The following is a 14649-nucleotide window of genomic DNA, read 5'->3' as shown; positions in this document are numbered from 1 at the left end:
CGGATGCGTGCCCAGTCGCAGCCGGTCAATCTCGAGTTGCTCCGGCTTCATCTGCCCGTGGCGGGGAAACGCATGCTGCGGATCCGTCGACAGATCGCGCACCCATTTGCGCAGCACGTTCTCGTGGACATCGAGGTCGCGGGCAGCCTGGGCCACCGCAACGCCCCGATCCTTGATCAATCTCACCGCCTCAAGTTTGAACTCGCGGCTGAACTTTCTTCTTTGCATTCCCACTCTCCAGTTCCGTCAAACACCTTATCTCGGTGTCCACGAAACCGGCAGCAGGCCAAACGGCGGCTCTGCGCCAAGAAGTGGGCTTGGCGATCGCGCGGCCACCGAGCGAGTGGTCAGTGGTAGTAGATGCCGCCGTCGACGTTGAGCGCCTGGCCGGTGACGAAGGCCGAGAGATCCGAGGCGAAGAACAGCACCGGTCCGACGATGTCTTCCGGCGCGCCGAGGCGCTTCAGCGCCGCGACCTCCTCCCAATGGCGGATCGCCGCTTCGCTGCCCAGATTGTTCTTGCCCATCTCGGTCAGAATGATGCCGGGGCAGATGGCGTTGACGGTGACGCCGTCCATGCCGACCTCCTGCGCCAGCACGCGGGTGAGCGTGATCACCACCGCCTTGGTCGCGGCGTAGTGGCCCTGCGTCGGCACGCCCTGCCGGCCGGCGATCGAGGCGATGTTGATCACCCTGCCCGACTTCCTGGCGCGCATATGCGGCAGCACCGCCTGGCACATCATCAGCACGCCCTTGGCATTGACGTCGAAATGCGCATTCCAATTGGCCTCGTCGAGATCCTGCAGTAGACTTGGCTTCAGGATACCGGCATTGTTGACCAGAACGTCGATGCTGCCCGCAGCCTTGAGCAGGGCCTGCGCGGCCGCCTCGATGTCCTTCTTCTTGCTGACGTCCATCGTGTAGACATACGCTTTGCGGCCGGCCGCCTCGATCTCGCCCTTGGTCAGGTCGAGCTCTGCCGCCTGCGACGGCAGATCGGTGATGGCGACATCGAAGCCCGCTTCGGCGAGCCCCTTGGCGAGCGCCCTGCCGATGCCGCGGCTGGCGCCGGTGACGAGAGCCGTCTTGCCCTTGGCTTCGGGGAGAATGGTCATGCTGCTTCCACCTTTGATGTCTTGACCGGGAGCGAGTTCATCGCCGCGATCGTGTCGTCGAACGAAACGAGTTTGCCGTCGGAGCCGAGCCCCATCGCCACCTTGGCGGCGACGGCGCTGGCAAAGCGTGCGGACTGCCTCAGGTCCCAGCCCTTGACGATGCCGACGATGATGCCGGCGGTGAAGGAATCGCCGCAGCCCGTGGTGTCGAACACGTCGACCTCGAAGGCGGGCAGATGGAAATCCTCGCCATGCTCGGGCGAGACATGCACACCGTGGGCGCCGAGCGTGAGGATGCAGTTCTTGACGCCCCTCGCCTTGAAGAAGGCGGCGACGCGGGCCGGATCGCGGTCATGCGCCATCTCGCCGGCTTCGTCGATGCTGGGCACGAAATAGTCGATGTAAGGAAGGCACGGCTCGACCAGCTTCCAGGTCTCCGGCGTCGCTTGGATCAGATCGAAGGTAGTGACGCGGCCAAGCTTCTTGGCGCGCTTCAAAAGCTTGACGGTCGGCTCGCCGTCGAAGCGCTTCAGGAGGCCGGTGCCGCCGACATGGACGACGCTCGCGTCGAGCGCCGCGTCGAGATCGGCATCGGCGACCTCGAACAGGGTCGCGGTGCCGGGCACATGCAGAGCCGGCCGCTCGCCGTTCGGCCGCACGGGCAGGATGGTGGAAGACGTCTGGACGCTGCCGTCGCGGCGGACAAGGCTCGTCTCTAGACCGTATTTCTTGAGCTTGGCGAGGAACCAGTCGCCCATATCGTCGGTGCCGAGCGTGGTGACTGCGCGCGTCTTCAGGCCGAGAATGGCGCAGTCCATGCCCGTCGCGCCCGCCGTGCCGGCGACCGTCATACGGATCTCCTCGATATAGTCGGCGCGGCCCCCTTCGGGGATATGCGAGACCGGCCGTCCGAGGATGTCGAGGACGTAGAAGCCGATCGAGCTGACGTCGAATTGCGGCATGGCTGACCTAACCTTTCGAATTCAATGGGCGGCGCGGCGCAGGCCGAAGCTCGCGGCCAGCACCAGGAAGACGAGCACGCCGATGCCGACCTGCTGCCAGTAGAAATTCCAGCCGACGAGCAGCAGCCCGTTCTTGACGATGGCGAGCAGCAGCACGCCGAGCAGCGTGCCGATGACCGAGGGCTTGCGCTCGCGGCTCAGCGTCGTACCGATGAAGGTGGCGCCGATCGCATCGAGCAGGAACGCGTTGCCGGAGAGCGGCACGTACGACTTCACCGTCGACGACAGAAGGATGCCGGTGACACCGGCGAGCAGCGCGCACAGCACATGCACCATCGACAATTCGCGCGGCACGCGGATGCCGGAATACCAGGCCACGCCCGGCTGCGCGCCCATCGCCTGCACGTAACGGCCGAAGACTGAGCGATGCAGCAGGACATGGACCGCGATGACGAGGACGATCAGAACGAGGACCGGGGTCGGTATCCCGAACAAAGCGGTGCGGGCGATGGCGTTGAACTGGTCTGCTGCATAACCACTTGTGAGATAGATCGGCTGGCCGCCGCTGGTGGCGAGCTGCTGCGTGCTCTGGCCGATGAAGAGCACGCCGAGCGTCGCCAGGAACGGGCTGATGTTGAGCCTGGTGATGAGGATCGCATTCAGCACGCCGACGATCAGCGCGGCGCCGAGCCCGCCCGCTACGCCGACTACGCCGCTGTAACCGGCGGCCAGAAGCATGACGAAGATCATGCTTGCCATGTCGACCGAGACGCCGACCGACAGATCGATGCCACCCGACGAGATGACGATGGTGAGACCCAGCGCGACGATCGCCAGCATGACGACGTTGTTGACCAGCACGTTGAAGAGGTTGGCCGGCGTCAGGAAGGTCGGGCTCGCCACGGCGAATAATATGACGATAACCGCGAAGGCGATGAGCACGCTGTATTTGGCGAGGAAGCCGCGCACACTCACCTTGGCTGAATTGTCGTTGGCTGAGACGCTCATCGCGAACCCTCCGAACCGCGGGCAAAGGATGTGATGGCCACCACCAGCAGGATCAGCGCGCCCTGCACGCCGTTGACCCAGTAGCTGGAGACGTTGAGCAGCTGGAAACCGTTCGCGAGCAGGCCGATGAACAGCACGCTGAGCAGCGTGCCGCCCATGGTCGGCACGAAGCGGCGCGAAAAGACGGTGCCAAGCAAGGCCGCCGCCAGCACCGACAGAAGCAGCTCACCGGAACCGGGCGTGCTGGCCGACAGGCGCGAGACGGTGAGGATCGCCGCCACCGCCGCGCAGAGGCCGCTTAGAACATAGGTGAAGGAGACATAGAAGGGCACGCTGATGCCGGCCGCGCGCGCCGCCTCGGGATGGCCGCCGACAGCGTAGAGCCTGAGACCGAAAGAAGTACCGTGAACGAGCACGATCATGATCGCGGAGAAGACGATCAGCGCCCAGGCAAGCGCGGAGACGCCGAGGAAGCTGCCCGAAACCAGCACGCCGAGCAGCGGGGAGGATGCGCCGACCACCGTGTTCTGGGTGAGCGTGAGTTCCATGCCGGCTGCGACGTTGAGCACGGCAAGCGTTGCGAGCAACGGCAGGATGCCGAGGCCGACCACGGCAAGGGCGTTCAACGCGCCGACCGCCATGCCGACGGCGATGGCCGCGAGCACGGAAAGGAAATCGCCATAGCCCATCGACAAGAGCGTCGCGTAGACGGCGGCGCAGAGCCCCATATTGGCGGCGATCGACAGATCTATGCCGCCTTCAGTGACATCGGAACTGCCGCCGATGATGACGGCCGTCATGCCATAGGCGAGCACACCTAGAATCGCCGACTGCTCGACGACGTTGATCAGGTTGAAGGTCGAGGTGAAGCCCGGCGCGAAGATGACGAAATAGGCCATGATCGCGGCGAAGGCGGCGATCGCGCCGAGCCGCACGACGAGCGCGCCAAAGCGCCGGCCGACGCTCTTTGCGGCGGTCTGCTTCTCGTCGGAAACGCCGACTTCGGTGTGGAGAACAGTCGCGCTCATGCGGCCACCCCATCGGTGTTCGAGCGCGCGCCGGACGAAGCCGCCAGCAGCGCGTCGCTGTTCATCGCGGGACCGGAGAAGCTGCTGGCAAGCCGGCCGCGATAGACGACCAGGACACGGTCGCAGACGCCGACCAGCTCGAGCAGGTCGGAGGACAAAAGCAGGATCGCCGCGCCCTCGCCCGCCAGCCGGTTCAGCAGGTTGTAGATCTCGACCTTGGCGCCGACATCGACGGCGACCGTCGGCTCATCCAGCACATAGACGCGCGACTGGCAGCTCAGCCATTTGGCGATCGCCACCTTCTGCTGGTTGCCGCCGGAGAGCTCGCGCACCAGCGCGTCGCGATGCGGTGTCTTGATCGACAGTTCCTTGATCAGGCCGTCCACCGCCTGGTTCTCAGCGCCACGGCTGACCATGCCGCTGCGCGAATAGCGGCGCAGGCTGGCCAAGGAGATGTTCTCGCGCACGGACAGACCAAGCGCCACGCCATGCGCACGGCGATCTTCCGGCAGCATGGCGATGCCATCGCGCACGGCCTTGACCGGCGTGGACAGCGACAGCTCCCTGCCCTCGACCTTGACTTGGCCGCCATCGGCAGTCTTGAGGCCGAACAGGCACTGGACGATCTCCTTGGCGCCGGAGCCGAGCAGCCCGGTGAGGCCGACGATCTCGCCGGCGCGCACATTGAAGCCGATGTTCTCGAAACTGCCGCCTAGGCGGAGGTTGGAAACCTCCAGCACCGGCGCGCCTAAAGTGACCGAGCGCTTCGGGAACATCTCGCCGACATCACGGGCAATCATCATCGCGATGATCTCGTCGATCGGCGTCTGGCGCGGATCGACTGTGCCGACATCGGTGCCGTTGCGCATCACGGTGACGCGGTCGCAGAGTTTTTCGATCTCCTGCATGTAGTGGGAAATGAAGACCACGGCGATGCCGTCGTCGCGCAGCCGGCGCAGCACGTCGAACAGGCTGTCGACCTCGCGCTTTACGAGCGCCGCCGTCGGCTCGTCCAGCACCAGCACCGACGCCTTCTGCGCCAGCGCCCGGGTGATCTGCACCACCTTCTGCTGCGCCGTGGTGAGGTCCTTGACGAGGGTTCCGGCCGGCAGTTCCATGCCGAAGAAGCGCTTCAACAGATCAGCGGCGCGGCGCTCCATGGCACGGCGGCTGACGAATGGACCGAGGCCGATTTCGTGGCCGAGGAAGACGGCTTCGCCGACGGTCGCGGTCGGCACCAGAAGCCTGTCCTGATGGATGAAGTGCACGCCGAGCTTTTCGACCGACGCTGGTGTCAGCGAGGTAATGACCTCGCCATTGATGACGATCGTGCCGCTGTCCGGCTTGATGATGCCGGCCAGCACCTTGATAATGGTCGACTTGCCGGCGCCGTTCTGGCCGACAAGGCCGAGGATCGAGCCGCGCGCGATCTCGAGGTTCGCGTTTTCCAGCGCGCGCACCGGACCGAACCGTTTCGATATGCCCGTCATCGATACAGCAATTTCTCTTGTTGCTGTCTGCATGGCCGTCAATCCTGGTTGGCTGTGACGGGCGGCCGCATAGGCGCGGCTGCCCGTCGTTCCGTTCCGTCCTATTGAACGCCAGCCTTCTCGGCGGCGTCGAGGAACGGCTTTCCTTTTTCGGCGGCGTTTTCCTTGTTGATCAGCACCGAAGGCACGAAAGTGAACGGCGGCACCTTTTGGCCGGCCAGATATTTGGCGGCGTTGTCGACCGAGGTCTTGCCGATCTCATAGGGCTGCTGAGCCGCGACCGCGCCGGCCGACGACTTCGGGTCCATCACCATCTTGATGACTTCCGGGCTGCCGTCGATTCCGTAGGTCTTGACCTCGTTGCGGCCGGCGGCTTCGACCGCCTGCGTGGCGCCGATCTGCGGCACGTCCCAGCACGCCCAAACCGCGCCGATCGACCCCTTCTCGGGCGACTTGGTCAGCATGTCGGTGACATTGGAATAGGCGCTCTGCACCGTGTTCGGGATGACGTCGCGCAGTTCCGGCTCGATGATCTTCACATCCGGGAACGAGGTCAGCACGTATTTCAGCTGGTCGTAGCGGATCTTGCAGACTGGCACGCTGTAGAAGCCGTTGAAGACCAGCACATTGCCCTTGCCGCCCATGTCGGCGACCATCTGCAGCGCGATCTCGGCGCCGATATTGTAGTTGTTCGACGTGGTGTTGTTGATGGCGTGCGGCGTCGCGGTGTCGACCGTGAACAGCGGAATGCCGGCGTCGCGGATCTTCTGCAGCCAGGGGTTCAGCACTTCGAGGTTGCCGAGCTGCTCGACGATGGCGTCGGGCTTCTGGGCGATCAGCGTCTGCAGCTGCGCGATCTGCTGCTGGTCCTTGCGGCCGGCATCGAGCGCGATGACTTCACCGCCGAGTTCCTTGACGCGGTCCTGGATGCCGCGGAACGCCATCAGGTCCCAATAGTGGTCCGTGCCGATGGCGGAGACACCGATGCGCTTGCCCTTGAGCGACAGCTCCTCGGCACTCGCGCCGGAGACGGCGGCAACGCTGCAAGCCGCCGCTAATCCAAAAGCGAGCGCCTTGACGAGGCCTTTCATGGATCTGGTCATTTTCATTCCTCCCTTGTTGATCGCTCCGGGCCTTCCCGGAGGATATGCGAAACTGTGAAATTGCTGCCCCTCAAGCAGCGGCGTCATTGTCGCGCAGGCCGTAGCTCGCCATGCGCTTGATGACGTTTTCGATCTCCTCGTCGGACAGGATCGGCGGCTCGCCGATCTGCAGGGCGCCGTGATACTGGCGCGCCAGCGTCTCGACCTCGACCGCCAGCCACATCGCCTGGGCGAGGCTCGATCCGACGGCGATCATGCCGTGCTGGGCAAGCAGGCAGGCCTTGCGGTCGCGCAGCGCCTCCACCGCATGCGCCGAAAGCTCCGCCGTGCCGAAGGTGGCGTAGGGCGCGCAGCGTATGTCGCTGCCGCCGGCAACCGCGACCATGTAATGGATCGCCGGTATCTTCCGGCCCATGATGGCGATGGTCGTGCAGTAGGTCGGATGCGCGTGAACGACGGCGTTGACCTCGGGCCTGGCCTTCATGATGTCGAGATGGAAGCGCCATTCGCTGGACGGTGGCAGGCGTCCGTCGACCTCGCCGTCCCAGCCCATGAAGACGATGTCTTCCGGCTGCAGCGTGTCATAGGGCGTGCTGGTCGGCGAGATCAGCATGCCCTCGCCATGGCGCCGGCTGATGTTGCCTGACGTGCCCTGGTTGATCCCCAGCGCGTTCATCTCGATGCAGGCATCGATGATGGCCCGGCGCGCCTCGAGGTCCGAAAGGGTCATGCGGTATTCCAATCCTTGCGAGGCCAATTACCAGGCCGTGTAGCCGCCATCGATCGACAGGATCGCGCCCGTCACGTAGCTCGACGCGGGCGACGCCAGGAACAGGATCGCCGAGGCGATCTCTTGCGGCGTGCCCAAGCGTCCCATCGGCGTCATGTCGATCCAGGTGTTGAAGAGTTCGGGACGCTCGCGCATCTTCAGCGTCATCTCGGTGCCGACATAGCCCGGCGCCAGCGCGTTGACGCGCACGCCAGATTTCGCCCATTCGACCGCGAGCGCCTTGGTCATCATGTGCACGGCGCCCTTGCTCACCATGTAGGACGGCGCGGTCTGCGGACGGTTGATGATCAGGCCCGACATCGAGCCCAGATTGACGACCGAGCCCTTCTTGCGGGCGACCATCGAGCGGCCGAAGGCGCGCGAGGCCCAGTAGACGCCGTTGACGTTGACATCCATTACCAGGCGCCATTCCTCGTCCGGCGTGTCGAGCGCGGTGTTGAGGCGCGCGATGCCGGCGCTGTTGACCAGGACATCGACCTTGCCGAAGTCCGCGACGATCTGAGCGGCCATCGCCTCCACGGCTTGCGGATCCGTGACGTCGAGCACGCGGCCATCGACGCTCGCGACGCCAGCCGCCTTGAGCGCCTCGGCAGCAGCTTTCAGCCCGTCCGCATTCATGTCGAGAAGCACGATACGCGCGCCGCTAGTCCCCAGCGCCCTGGCGGCCTCGAGACCGATCCCGCTGGCACCGCCGGTGACGACGGCGACCTCGCCCGTCAGGTCGAATTGCGACCGGTAATCCATGCACGTCCTCCATCAGGACAGGCTTGAGCGCGGGCAAAGCACTGCCCTCGCCGCCGACGCAGCGCCGCAAGCCGACCGGTCCTGATAACGCCTCCGGGGTCAGGCTCCTCCCGACCCCATGACAGGGACGTTACAGAACCTTCCCGGGCCCGTCAATCTGGTTATAACCAGAAAACGAAATCTTTTTGGATGAGTGCGATTCAGGTGCGATCGACGCCGTTCACGGTCGCCGACGGTTGCTCGACCGCCATGTGGATGCGGGCGACGGAGGAGTTGTAGAAGGCCTCGTAATATTCAAGCGCGGCGCCATCGGCGTCATAGGCGATCGACTCGATCTCGATCAGCGGCGTGTTGGCGGCGACGCCCATCTCATCGGCCTCTTCCTTGGTGGGAAGGGCCGCGCGCAGCCAGCGGTCGGCGCGCTTCACCGTCAGGCCGAAGACGGCGCGGATAGTGCCGAAGATGGACTGGTTTTCCGACAGGATGTTCTCCAGACCCGGCACCCGGTGCCCCGGCAGGCTGATGCGCGTCATGGTGATAGGCGTGCCGTCGGTCATATAGACGCGGCTGATGCGGACCACGCTGCCATTGGCGGGAATGCCGAAGACCTTCGACTCCTTGTCGCTCGGCGGGCAGCGGTAGATCTCCAGCGTGCGGGTCGAGACCTTGTGGCCCTTGGCGGTCAAATCGTCGAAGACACCGAGATTGGCGGTCATGAAGTCGACATGCTCGCGGGGTGCCGCGACGAACATGCCCTTGCGCGGCATCTTGATGATGCGGCCTTCGTTGGACAGCGAGCCGATCGCGGCGCGCACCACAGGGCGCGAGACGCCGAAGAAATCGCAAAGCGCCTGTTCCGAGGGAATGCGTGAATTGGCGGCAAGCAGGCCGGTGTTGATCGCTTCCTCGACCTGGTTGCGCAACTGCACCCAGAGCGGTGCGGCCTCGTCGCGGTTGAGCTGCACTTTCGAGCCGATCGAGCGGAAGGCCTCGGCCGCCTCGGCGTCTTCCTGATCGTAACGAGGACGCCCGCGCGTTCTGGTAGCTTGTTCCATCCGATCCTGCCGCAATTCATTTGCCGCGACTCAGATAAGCGGCAGCGCCTCCCTAGCGGAGGCCACCGGCCATTTTCACGCTCTCCGGCAAGTTTCGCAACCATAGCATGGCGGCCGCCCCCAGAAGCGGTCCGGGAACCAGGAGCAGGAAGGCCCAGCGCCAACCCCCGATGAATTCGGCGAAGCGCGGCGTCAGCCAGATGGCGAGCACCGTCAGCGCGAAGCCCGCGCCCATTTGCACCGACAGAGCGGTTCCGACGAAGCGGCGGTCGGCGAGCTCGGTGACGGCTGCGGAGAATTGCGCCGAATCGCCGATCACCGAAACGCCCCAGACGAGGGCCACCAGCATGAACAGCCAGAGCGGGCCGGTGAACAGAAAGCCCATCAGCAGCGCGCAGCTTCCCGAGACGATCATCATGCCGGCGGTGGTGGCGGTGCGGCCGACGCGGTCCGACAGATAGCCTCCGAGCAAACACCCCAGAATGCCGGACGCGACGACGAGGAAGGTCGAGAGCGAGGCAGCGGCCGCCGTTCCGATCGCCTGTGCTTCGAAGGCGGCGCGCGTGTAGGCGAGCAGCCACGCCCACATGGCGTACAGCTCCCACATATGGCCGAGATAGCCGAGATTGACTAACAGCAGGGGCTTTTCGCGAAAGACCTGGCCGATGCGCGAGGGCTCGAAGATAGCCTTGCCGAAGGGATAGGGTCCTTCCTTCGCGAACAGCAGGAAGAGCAGCGCGCCCGCCGCAGTGGCCAAGCTTGCCCCGGCAACCACCGGACGCCAGTCGAGCGCGGTCGAGACAGCGCGGAAAAGATGCGGCAGCGCCGAGCCGACAGTCAGCGCGCCGATGACGGCGCCGAGCGCCAGTCCCCTGTCGCGCGCGAACCAGGTGGCGACCAGCTTCAGCGCCGGCGGATAGACGCCTGCGAGCGCAACACCGGTGGCGACGCGCGCGGCGATCATGCCGCCAGGCCCGGGATGGAAGAGCAGCGTCGCGTTGGCCAAAGCGGCGACGAGCGCCGCCGCCGCCATCAGGTGACTCAGCCGTACGAGGTCGGGAAGATTGACCAGACTCGCCGCCAGCGCGCCTAGAACGAAGCCAACCTGGACGCCATTGGTCAGCCAGGCCTCGGCGCCCGCGCCCAACGCCAGCTCCTGCCTCAGTTCAGGAAGGATCGCGGTCGCCGAGAACCAGGTGGTCAGCGACAGGACGACTGCGAGGCAAAGCAGCGACAGCACGCGCCAGCGCTCGCTGTCGGCCGCCGTGCCAAGCCCGCCGGCCGTGCTCATGCGCCTTGCAGCGGTACGGTGAAGACCGTGGCTGTGCCGGTGAGGCAAAGCTCACCCTGGCCGTTGCGCACGCTGGTCTCGATCTTGCAGATAGGCTTATCGGACCGCACTTCCTTGACCTCCACGCGTCCGGTGATCTCCTCGTCAACGCCCACCGCCTTGACGAACTTCCAGGTCACTTCGAGGAACACGGTTCCGGGGCCAGGCAGATCCTCCGCGACCAGCGCGTTTAGGATGCCGGAGGTGACGCCGCCCTGGACAATCAGCTTGCCGAACACCGACTTCTCGGCCAGCGTTCGGTCGTAATGCAGCGGGTTACGATCGCCGGTGATGTCGGTGAAGGCCTCGATGTCGCTCATCCTTGTGCGGCGCGTGCGCTCGGCGAAGGCCCCGACCTGCGGGCGACCCTTCACGACACCCACCCAACCGTCTTTCGTCTCGGTGCTCATTGCGGCTTCTCCTCTGCTCCGGGTTCGACTGGTTTGAAGGCCGGCAGGACGCGACCGCCGATGGCTGTCGGCGCAAGCCGAAGCATGTCCCCGATCTGTAGCGGCCGTGTGCCGGCCAGGATGAAACTCAGCATCGTCGGGCCTTCGACCAATTCGATAAGGCCGACCACATAAGGTGCCACAGGCAGCCAGCCGGCATGGCCGGGCTTGTGCACCTCCGAAAAAGACTTGAGCCGCCCTCTGCCCGATGCGTCTTTCCAGACCAGGCGCTTGCTCCAGCAATGCGGGCAGATCGGGCGCGGATAGAAGATAGCCTTGCCGCAGTCCTCGCAGTGCTGGATGGTCAGCCGGCCTTCGGCGGCGGCATCCCAGAACGGCTTGGTCAGCGCGGTGATCGTCGGGCCAGGGGTTTTCAGCGTATTGAGATCGACGGACATCAGGCGGCTCCCAGCACGAGCGCTGTCGCTTCGCTCATCGTCGCGCCATTGCCGGTGACCAGCGCGAGCCCGGCCTTGCCGATCTGGCGTTCGCCCGCCTCGCCGCGCAGCTGGCGTACCGCCTCGACGACATGAGTCATACCGCCGGCAAGGTCCGGCTGGCCGAAGCCGAGCTGGCCGCCATGCGTGTTGAGCGGCTTGTCGCCCTTGTGGGAAAGGTCGTGGTCGTTGAGCCACGCGCCGAACTGGCCCGGCGCGCAGAGGCCGGCATCCTCGATCGTGGTGGCGACCATGATCGTATAGCAATCATAGAGCGACAGAAGGTCCATCTCATCGGCCCGCGTGCCGGACTGTTGGAAGGCCCGCGCCATGGCGCTCTTCAACGGACCGGAGGTAAGACTCGGCGCCTGGCTGACCGCGCGGTGCGTGACTTTCTCGCCGGCGCCGAGCAGATGCACGGGCGGCTTTCGCAACGACCGCGCGCGTTCGACCGAGGTGACGACGACCGCTTCGCCGCCGGCGACCGGCATGACGATTTCGAGGAGGTGCAGCGGCGAAGCGATTATCGGCGAGGCCAGCACCGCCTCCACATCGGCCGGCTTGCCGAAGAAGATGGCGTCGGGATTGAGCTGCGCATTGGCGCGCGCGGCCGCGGCGATCAGGGCGAAGTCCCGCGCGGTCGAGCCGTATGCGGCCATATGCGCCTGCATCAGCAGCGCATAGGAGATGTTGGCGCCCGAGGCGCCGAAAGGCACGTCGAACTCGCGGATCGGATTGCGGTTGGGAGAACGAGGCGGCGTCTCCTCGCGGTTGTTGGCGAGCACGCACAGCACCGTCTCGCACATGCCTGCCTCGATCGCGGCGGCCGCGCGCCAGACCATGCCGGCGCCGGATGCGCCGCCGAGGTCCACGACATTGGCCATGGTCGGCGCGAGACCCAGATATTCGGCAATCGTCGCCGGCACATGCTGCGGCGTCTCGCCGACCTGGGGACCGACCAGCAGCCCGTCAATTGCCGCCGGATCGAGCCCGGCGTCGAGCACCGCCAGGCGCGAGACCTCGGCGATCATCTCCAGCGTCCTCACGCCGCTGGTCAGGCGCTGCGGCTTCAACTCGCCGATGCCGACGATCGCTCCCTTCGGCCGGCTCATGCCGCCTTGCTCCGGTCGAGCGTGCGGTATTCCTCTAGGCATGCCGGATTGGCGAGCGAAGCCATGTTCTTGACCGGCTTGCCCTCGAGCGTGGTGCGGGCGGCGCCCTCGACGCGTTTTCCGTTCAGCGTATAGGGCACGGCCTGCACCGCATGGATGCGATGCGGCACATGGCGCGGCGAGGCCCCTTCGCGAATCGCGCCGCGGATTTGCGCGGCAAGCTCTGGGGTCAACGCATAGCCATCATTGAGCTTGACGCAGAGCACGATCTCCTCGTCGCCTTCGACCGGCGCGCCAAAGACCAGGCAATCCTCGATCTCGGCAAAGTTTTCGCAGGCGGCATAGATTTCCGCCGTGCCGATGCGCACGCCGCCGGGCTTCAGCGTCGTGTCCGAGCGGCCGTGGATGACGCCGGAGCCGTAAGCGGTCATCTCAGCCACGTCGCCATGCGTCCAGATCTCGTGGCGCGTGGCGAAATAGGTGGCGTGATAACGCTCGTCGCCGTCCTTGCCCCAGAAGGCCAGCGGCATCGACGGGAAGGGCTCGGTGCAGACGAGATCGCCCTGGCGGCCGATCACCGGCGCGTTGCGCTCGTCCATGACGGCCACGGCGAGGCCAAGGCCTTTCACCGTCAGCTCGCCGCGCCGCACAGGATGGATCGGCGATCCCAGCAGGAAGCAGCCGATGATCTCGGTGCCGCCGGAAATGGAGGCAAAGATCATGTCGCGCTTCACATGCTCGTAGACCCAGTCGAATTGCCCGGGCGAGACGGGCGCGCCGGCCGACAGCAGTGAGCGCAGCGGCGAAAGGTCGTGCAGACGCCCCGGCGCGTAATTTTCGGCGGCAAGCGTGGCCAGATATTTCGGGCTGGTGCCGAAATGCGTGACGCGGGCACGCTCGGCCATTGTCCATAGCGGACTGGGGTCGAGGCCATCGGCCGATTTCAGGATCGGCGCGCCGTCATAGAGCACCACGCTCGCGCCGCAGGCGAGGCCCGAGATCAGCCAGTGATACATCATCCAGGCGGTGTTGGTGTACCAGCTCATGACGTCGCCGGGGCGAACGTCGCCGTGGAGCAGATGCTCCTTCAGATGCTGGAGCAGCACGCCGCCGGCGCGGTGGACGATCGCCTTCGGCGCGCCTGTCGTGCCGGACGTGTAGAGCACATAGGCCGGATGGTCGAACGGCACGCGCTCGAAGGTGAGCGGGCCGTCGCCGCCGAAATCGTCGAACGAAACGCAATCCGCTGCGCAATCCAGCTTCGCGCTCGGTTCGCCGGTCAGCACCAGCGCCGTCACCGTCGGCATCGCCGCGAGGATCTCGGCCAGCCTGCCGGAGATGTCGTGATCCTTGCCCGCGTAGCGGTAGCGCGGCGCGGCGAACAGCACCTTGACGCCGATCTGGCCGAGGCGATCGACGATCGCGGCGGCGCCGAAATCCGGCGAGCAGGACGACCAGACGGCGCCGACGGAGAGCGTCGCCAGAAGCGCGACGAGGCCCTCGACGCGATTGGCCAGGATGCCGCCGACGCAATCACCCTTGCCGATACCGGCCGCGCGCAGGCCATCGGCCCTTCTAGCGACGAGCCGACGCAGCTCGCCAAGTGTAATGGTCCGGAAATGGCCGCCCTCGTCGGCCTCGATCACCGCGACCCTCTCGCCGTCGCCACGCAACAGGTTTTCCGCAAGATTAAGCTTTGCTTCCGGCAGGAAGCGGCTCCCGGTCATTGGCGCATTGTCATCGCGCAGGAAGGAGATCGCGCCCGGATCGCCAATGACTTCGGCGAAATCCCAAACGGCCTGCCAGAACGCGCCCGGATCGCCGATCGACCAGCGATGCAGCGTCTCGTAGTCGCGCGAGTCGAAGCCGTTGGCGGTCGAAAAGCGCGCAAGGTTGGATGATTGGAACGCGGCCGGCGCCGGCGTCCAAAGCACGGATGACATGGATTTCCTCCCGCAACGCAGGCCGGGCTCGATGCCGCGACCTTGCCTGCCGATGCATTTCATGATTATTGGTTATAACCAGA

At 65.5% G+C, this 14649-nt stretch carries 14 protein-coding genes and 1 pseudogene; all 15 read right to left on the bottom strand.

Annotated elements, in window-relative coordinates; all coding sequences use genetic code 11:
• Positions 1-15: 15 nt before the first annotated feature.
• Positions 16-228: pseudogene (locus tag LB538_RS14905) on the bottom strand (transposase); the annotation flags it as partial.
• A 119-nt stretch (positions 229-347) separates the two neighbouring features.
• A complete protein-coding gene (locus LB538_RS14900) occupies positions 348-1115 on the bottom strand; it encodes an SDR family NAD(P)-dependent oxidoreductase (RefSeq protein WP_140844173.1) in 768 nt (255 codons plus the stop codon).
• A complete protein-coding gene (locus tag LB538_RS14895) occupies positions 1112-2077 on the bottom strand; it encodes a carbohydrate kinase family protein (RefSeq protein ID WP_224523639.1) in 966 nt (321 codons plus the stop codon). Before LB538_RS14895 ends, LB538_RS14900 begins: the two co-directional genes overlap by 4 nt.
• Positions 2078-2098: 21 nt before the next feature.
• Positions 2099-3085 carry an ABC transporter permease gene (locus tag LB538_RS14890; protein WP_224523636.1) on the bottom strand — a complete coding sequence of 329 codons (987 nt, stop codon included), beginning with the start codon at positions 3083-3085 and terminating at the stop codon, positions 2099-2101.
• Positions 3082-4113 carry an ABC transporter permease gene (locus LB538_RS14885; RefSeq protein WP_224523634.1) on the bottom strand — a complete coding sequence of 344 codons (1032 nt, stop codon included), beginning with the start codon at positions 4111-4113 and terminating at the stop codon, positions 3082-3084. The genes LB538_RS14890 and LB538_RS14885 overlap by 4 nt, the downstream gene beginning before the upstream one ends.
• Positions 4110-5603: a sugar ABC transporter ATP-binding protein gene (locus LB538_RS14880; protein WP_224523632.1), complete on the bottom strand. Its 1494-nt coding sequence runs from the start codon at positions 5601-5603 to the stop codon at positions 4110-4112. Before LB538_RS14880 ends, LB538_RS14885 begins: the two co-directional genes overlap by 4 nt.
• 101 nt (positions 5604-5704) lie before the next feature.
• Positions 5705-6706, bottom strand: a complete 1002-nt coding sequence (locus LB538_RS14875; protein WP_224523630.1) for a sugar ABC transporter substrate-binding protein — start codon at positions 6704-6706, stop codon at positions 5705-5707.
• Between the two features lie 70 nt (positions 6707-6776).
• Complete coding sequence (locus LB538_RS14870) at positions 6777-7436, bottom strand: L-fuculose-phosphate aldolase (RefSeq protein ID WP_095765789.1); 660 nt, start codon at positions 7434-7436, stop codon at positions 6777-6779.
• Between the two features lie 27 nt (positions 7437-7463).
• Positions 7464-8240: an SDR family NAD(P)-dependent oxidoreductase gene (locus tag LB538_RS14865; protein ID WP_224523628.1), complete on the bottom strand. Its 777-nt coding sequence runs from the start codon at positions 8238-8240 to the stop codon at positions 7464-7466.
• Positions 8241-8440: 200 nt separating this feature from the next.
• Positions 8441-9295, bottom strand: a complete 855-nt coding sequence (locus LB538_RS14860; protein WP_095765791.1) for a GntR family transcriptional regulator — start codon at positions 9293-9295, stop codon at positions 8441-8443.
• Positions 9296-9347: 52 nt separating this feature from the next.
• Positions 9348-10586, bottom strand: coding sequence for an MFS transporter (locus LB538_RS14855; RefSeq protein WP_224523627.1), 1239 nt, complete (start codon positions 10584-10586; stop codon positions 9348-9350).
• Positions 10583-11035: a MaoC family dehydratase gene (locus LB538_RS14850; RefSeq protein ID WP_224523625.1), complete on the bottom strand. Its 453-nt coding sequence runs from the start codon at positions 11033-11035 to the stop codon at positions 10583-10585. The genes LB538_RS14855 and LB538_RS14850 overlap by 4 nt, the downstream gene beginning before the upstream one ends.
• Positions 11032-11472, bottom strand: a complete 441-nt coding sequence (locus LB538_RS14845) for a Zn-ribbon domain-containing OB-fold protein (protein WP_224523622.1) — start codon at positions 11470-11472, stop codon at positions 11032-11034. Before LB538_RS14845 ends, LB538_RS14850 begins: the two co-directional genes overlap by 4 nt.
• Positions 11472-12623, bottom strand: coding sequence for a thiolase family protein (locus LB538_RS14840; protein ID WP_224523620.1), 1152 nt, complete (start codon positions 12621-12623; stop codon positions 11472-11474). Before LB538_RS14840 ends, LB538_RS14845 begins: the two co-directional genes overlap by 1 nt.
• The gene (locus LB538_RS14835; RefSeq protein WP_224523618.1) at positions 12620-14566 is read right to left on the bottom strand and encodes an acetoacetate--CoA ligase; all 1947 of its coding nucleotides are present in this window, start codon (positions 14564-14566) and stop codon (positions 12620-12622) included. The genes LB538_RS14840 and LB538_RS14835 overlap by 4 nt, the downstream gene beginning before the upstream one ends.
• Positions 14567-14649 lie beyond the last annotated feature (83 nt).

It is taken from the genome of Mesorhizobium sp. Ca11, from assembly GCF_020165275.1.
Taxonomy (GTDB): domain Bacteria; phylum Pseudomonadota; class Alphaproteobacteria; order Rhizobiales; family Rhizobiaceae; genus Mesorhizobium.
The sequence above is the reverse complement of the archived record's forward strand: the minus strand, read 5'-3'. Positions and strand labels throughout refer to the sequence as shown.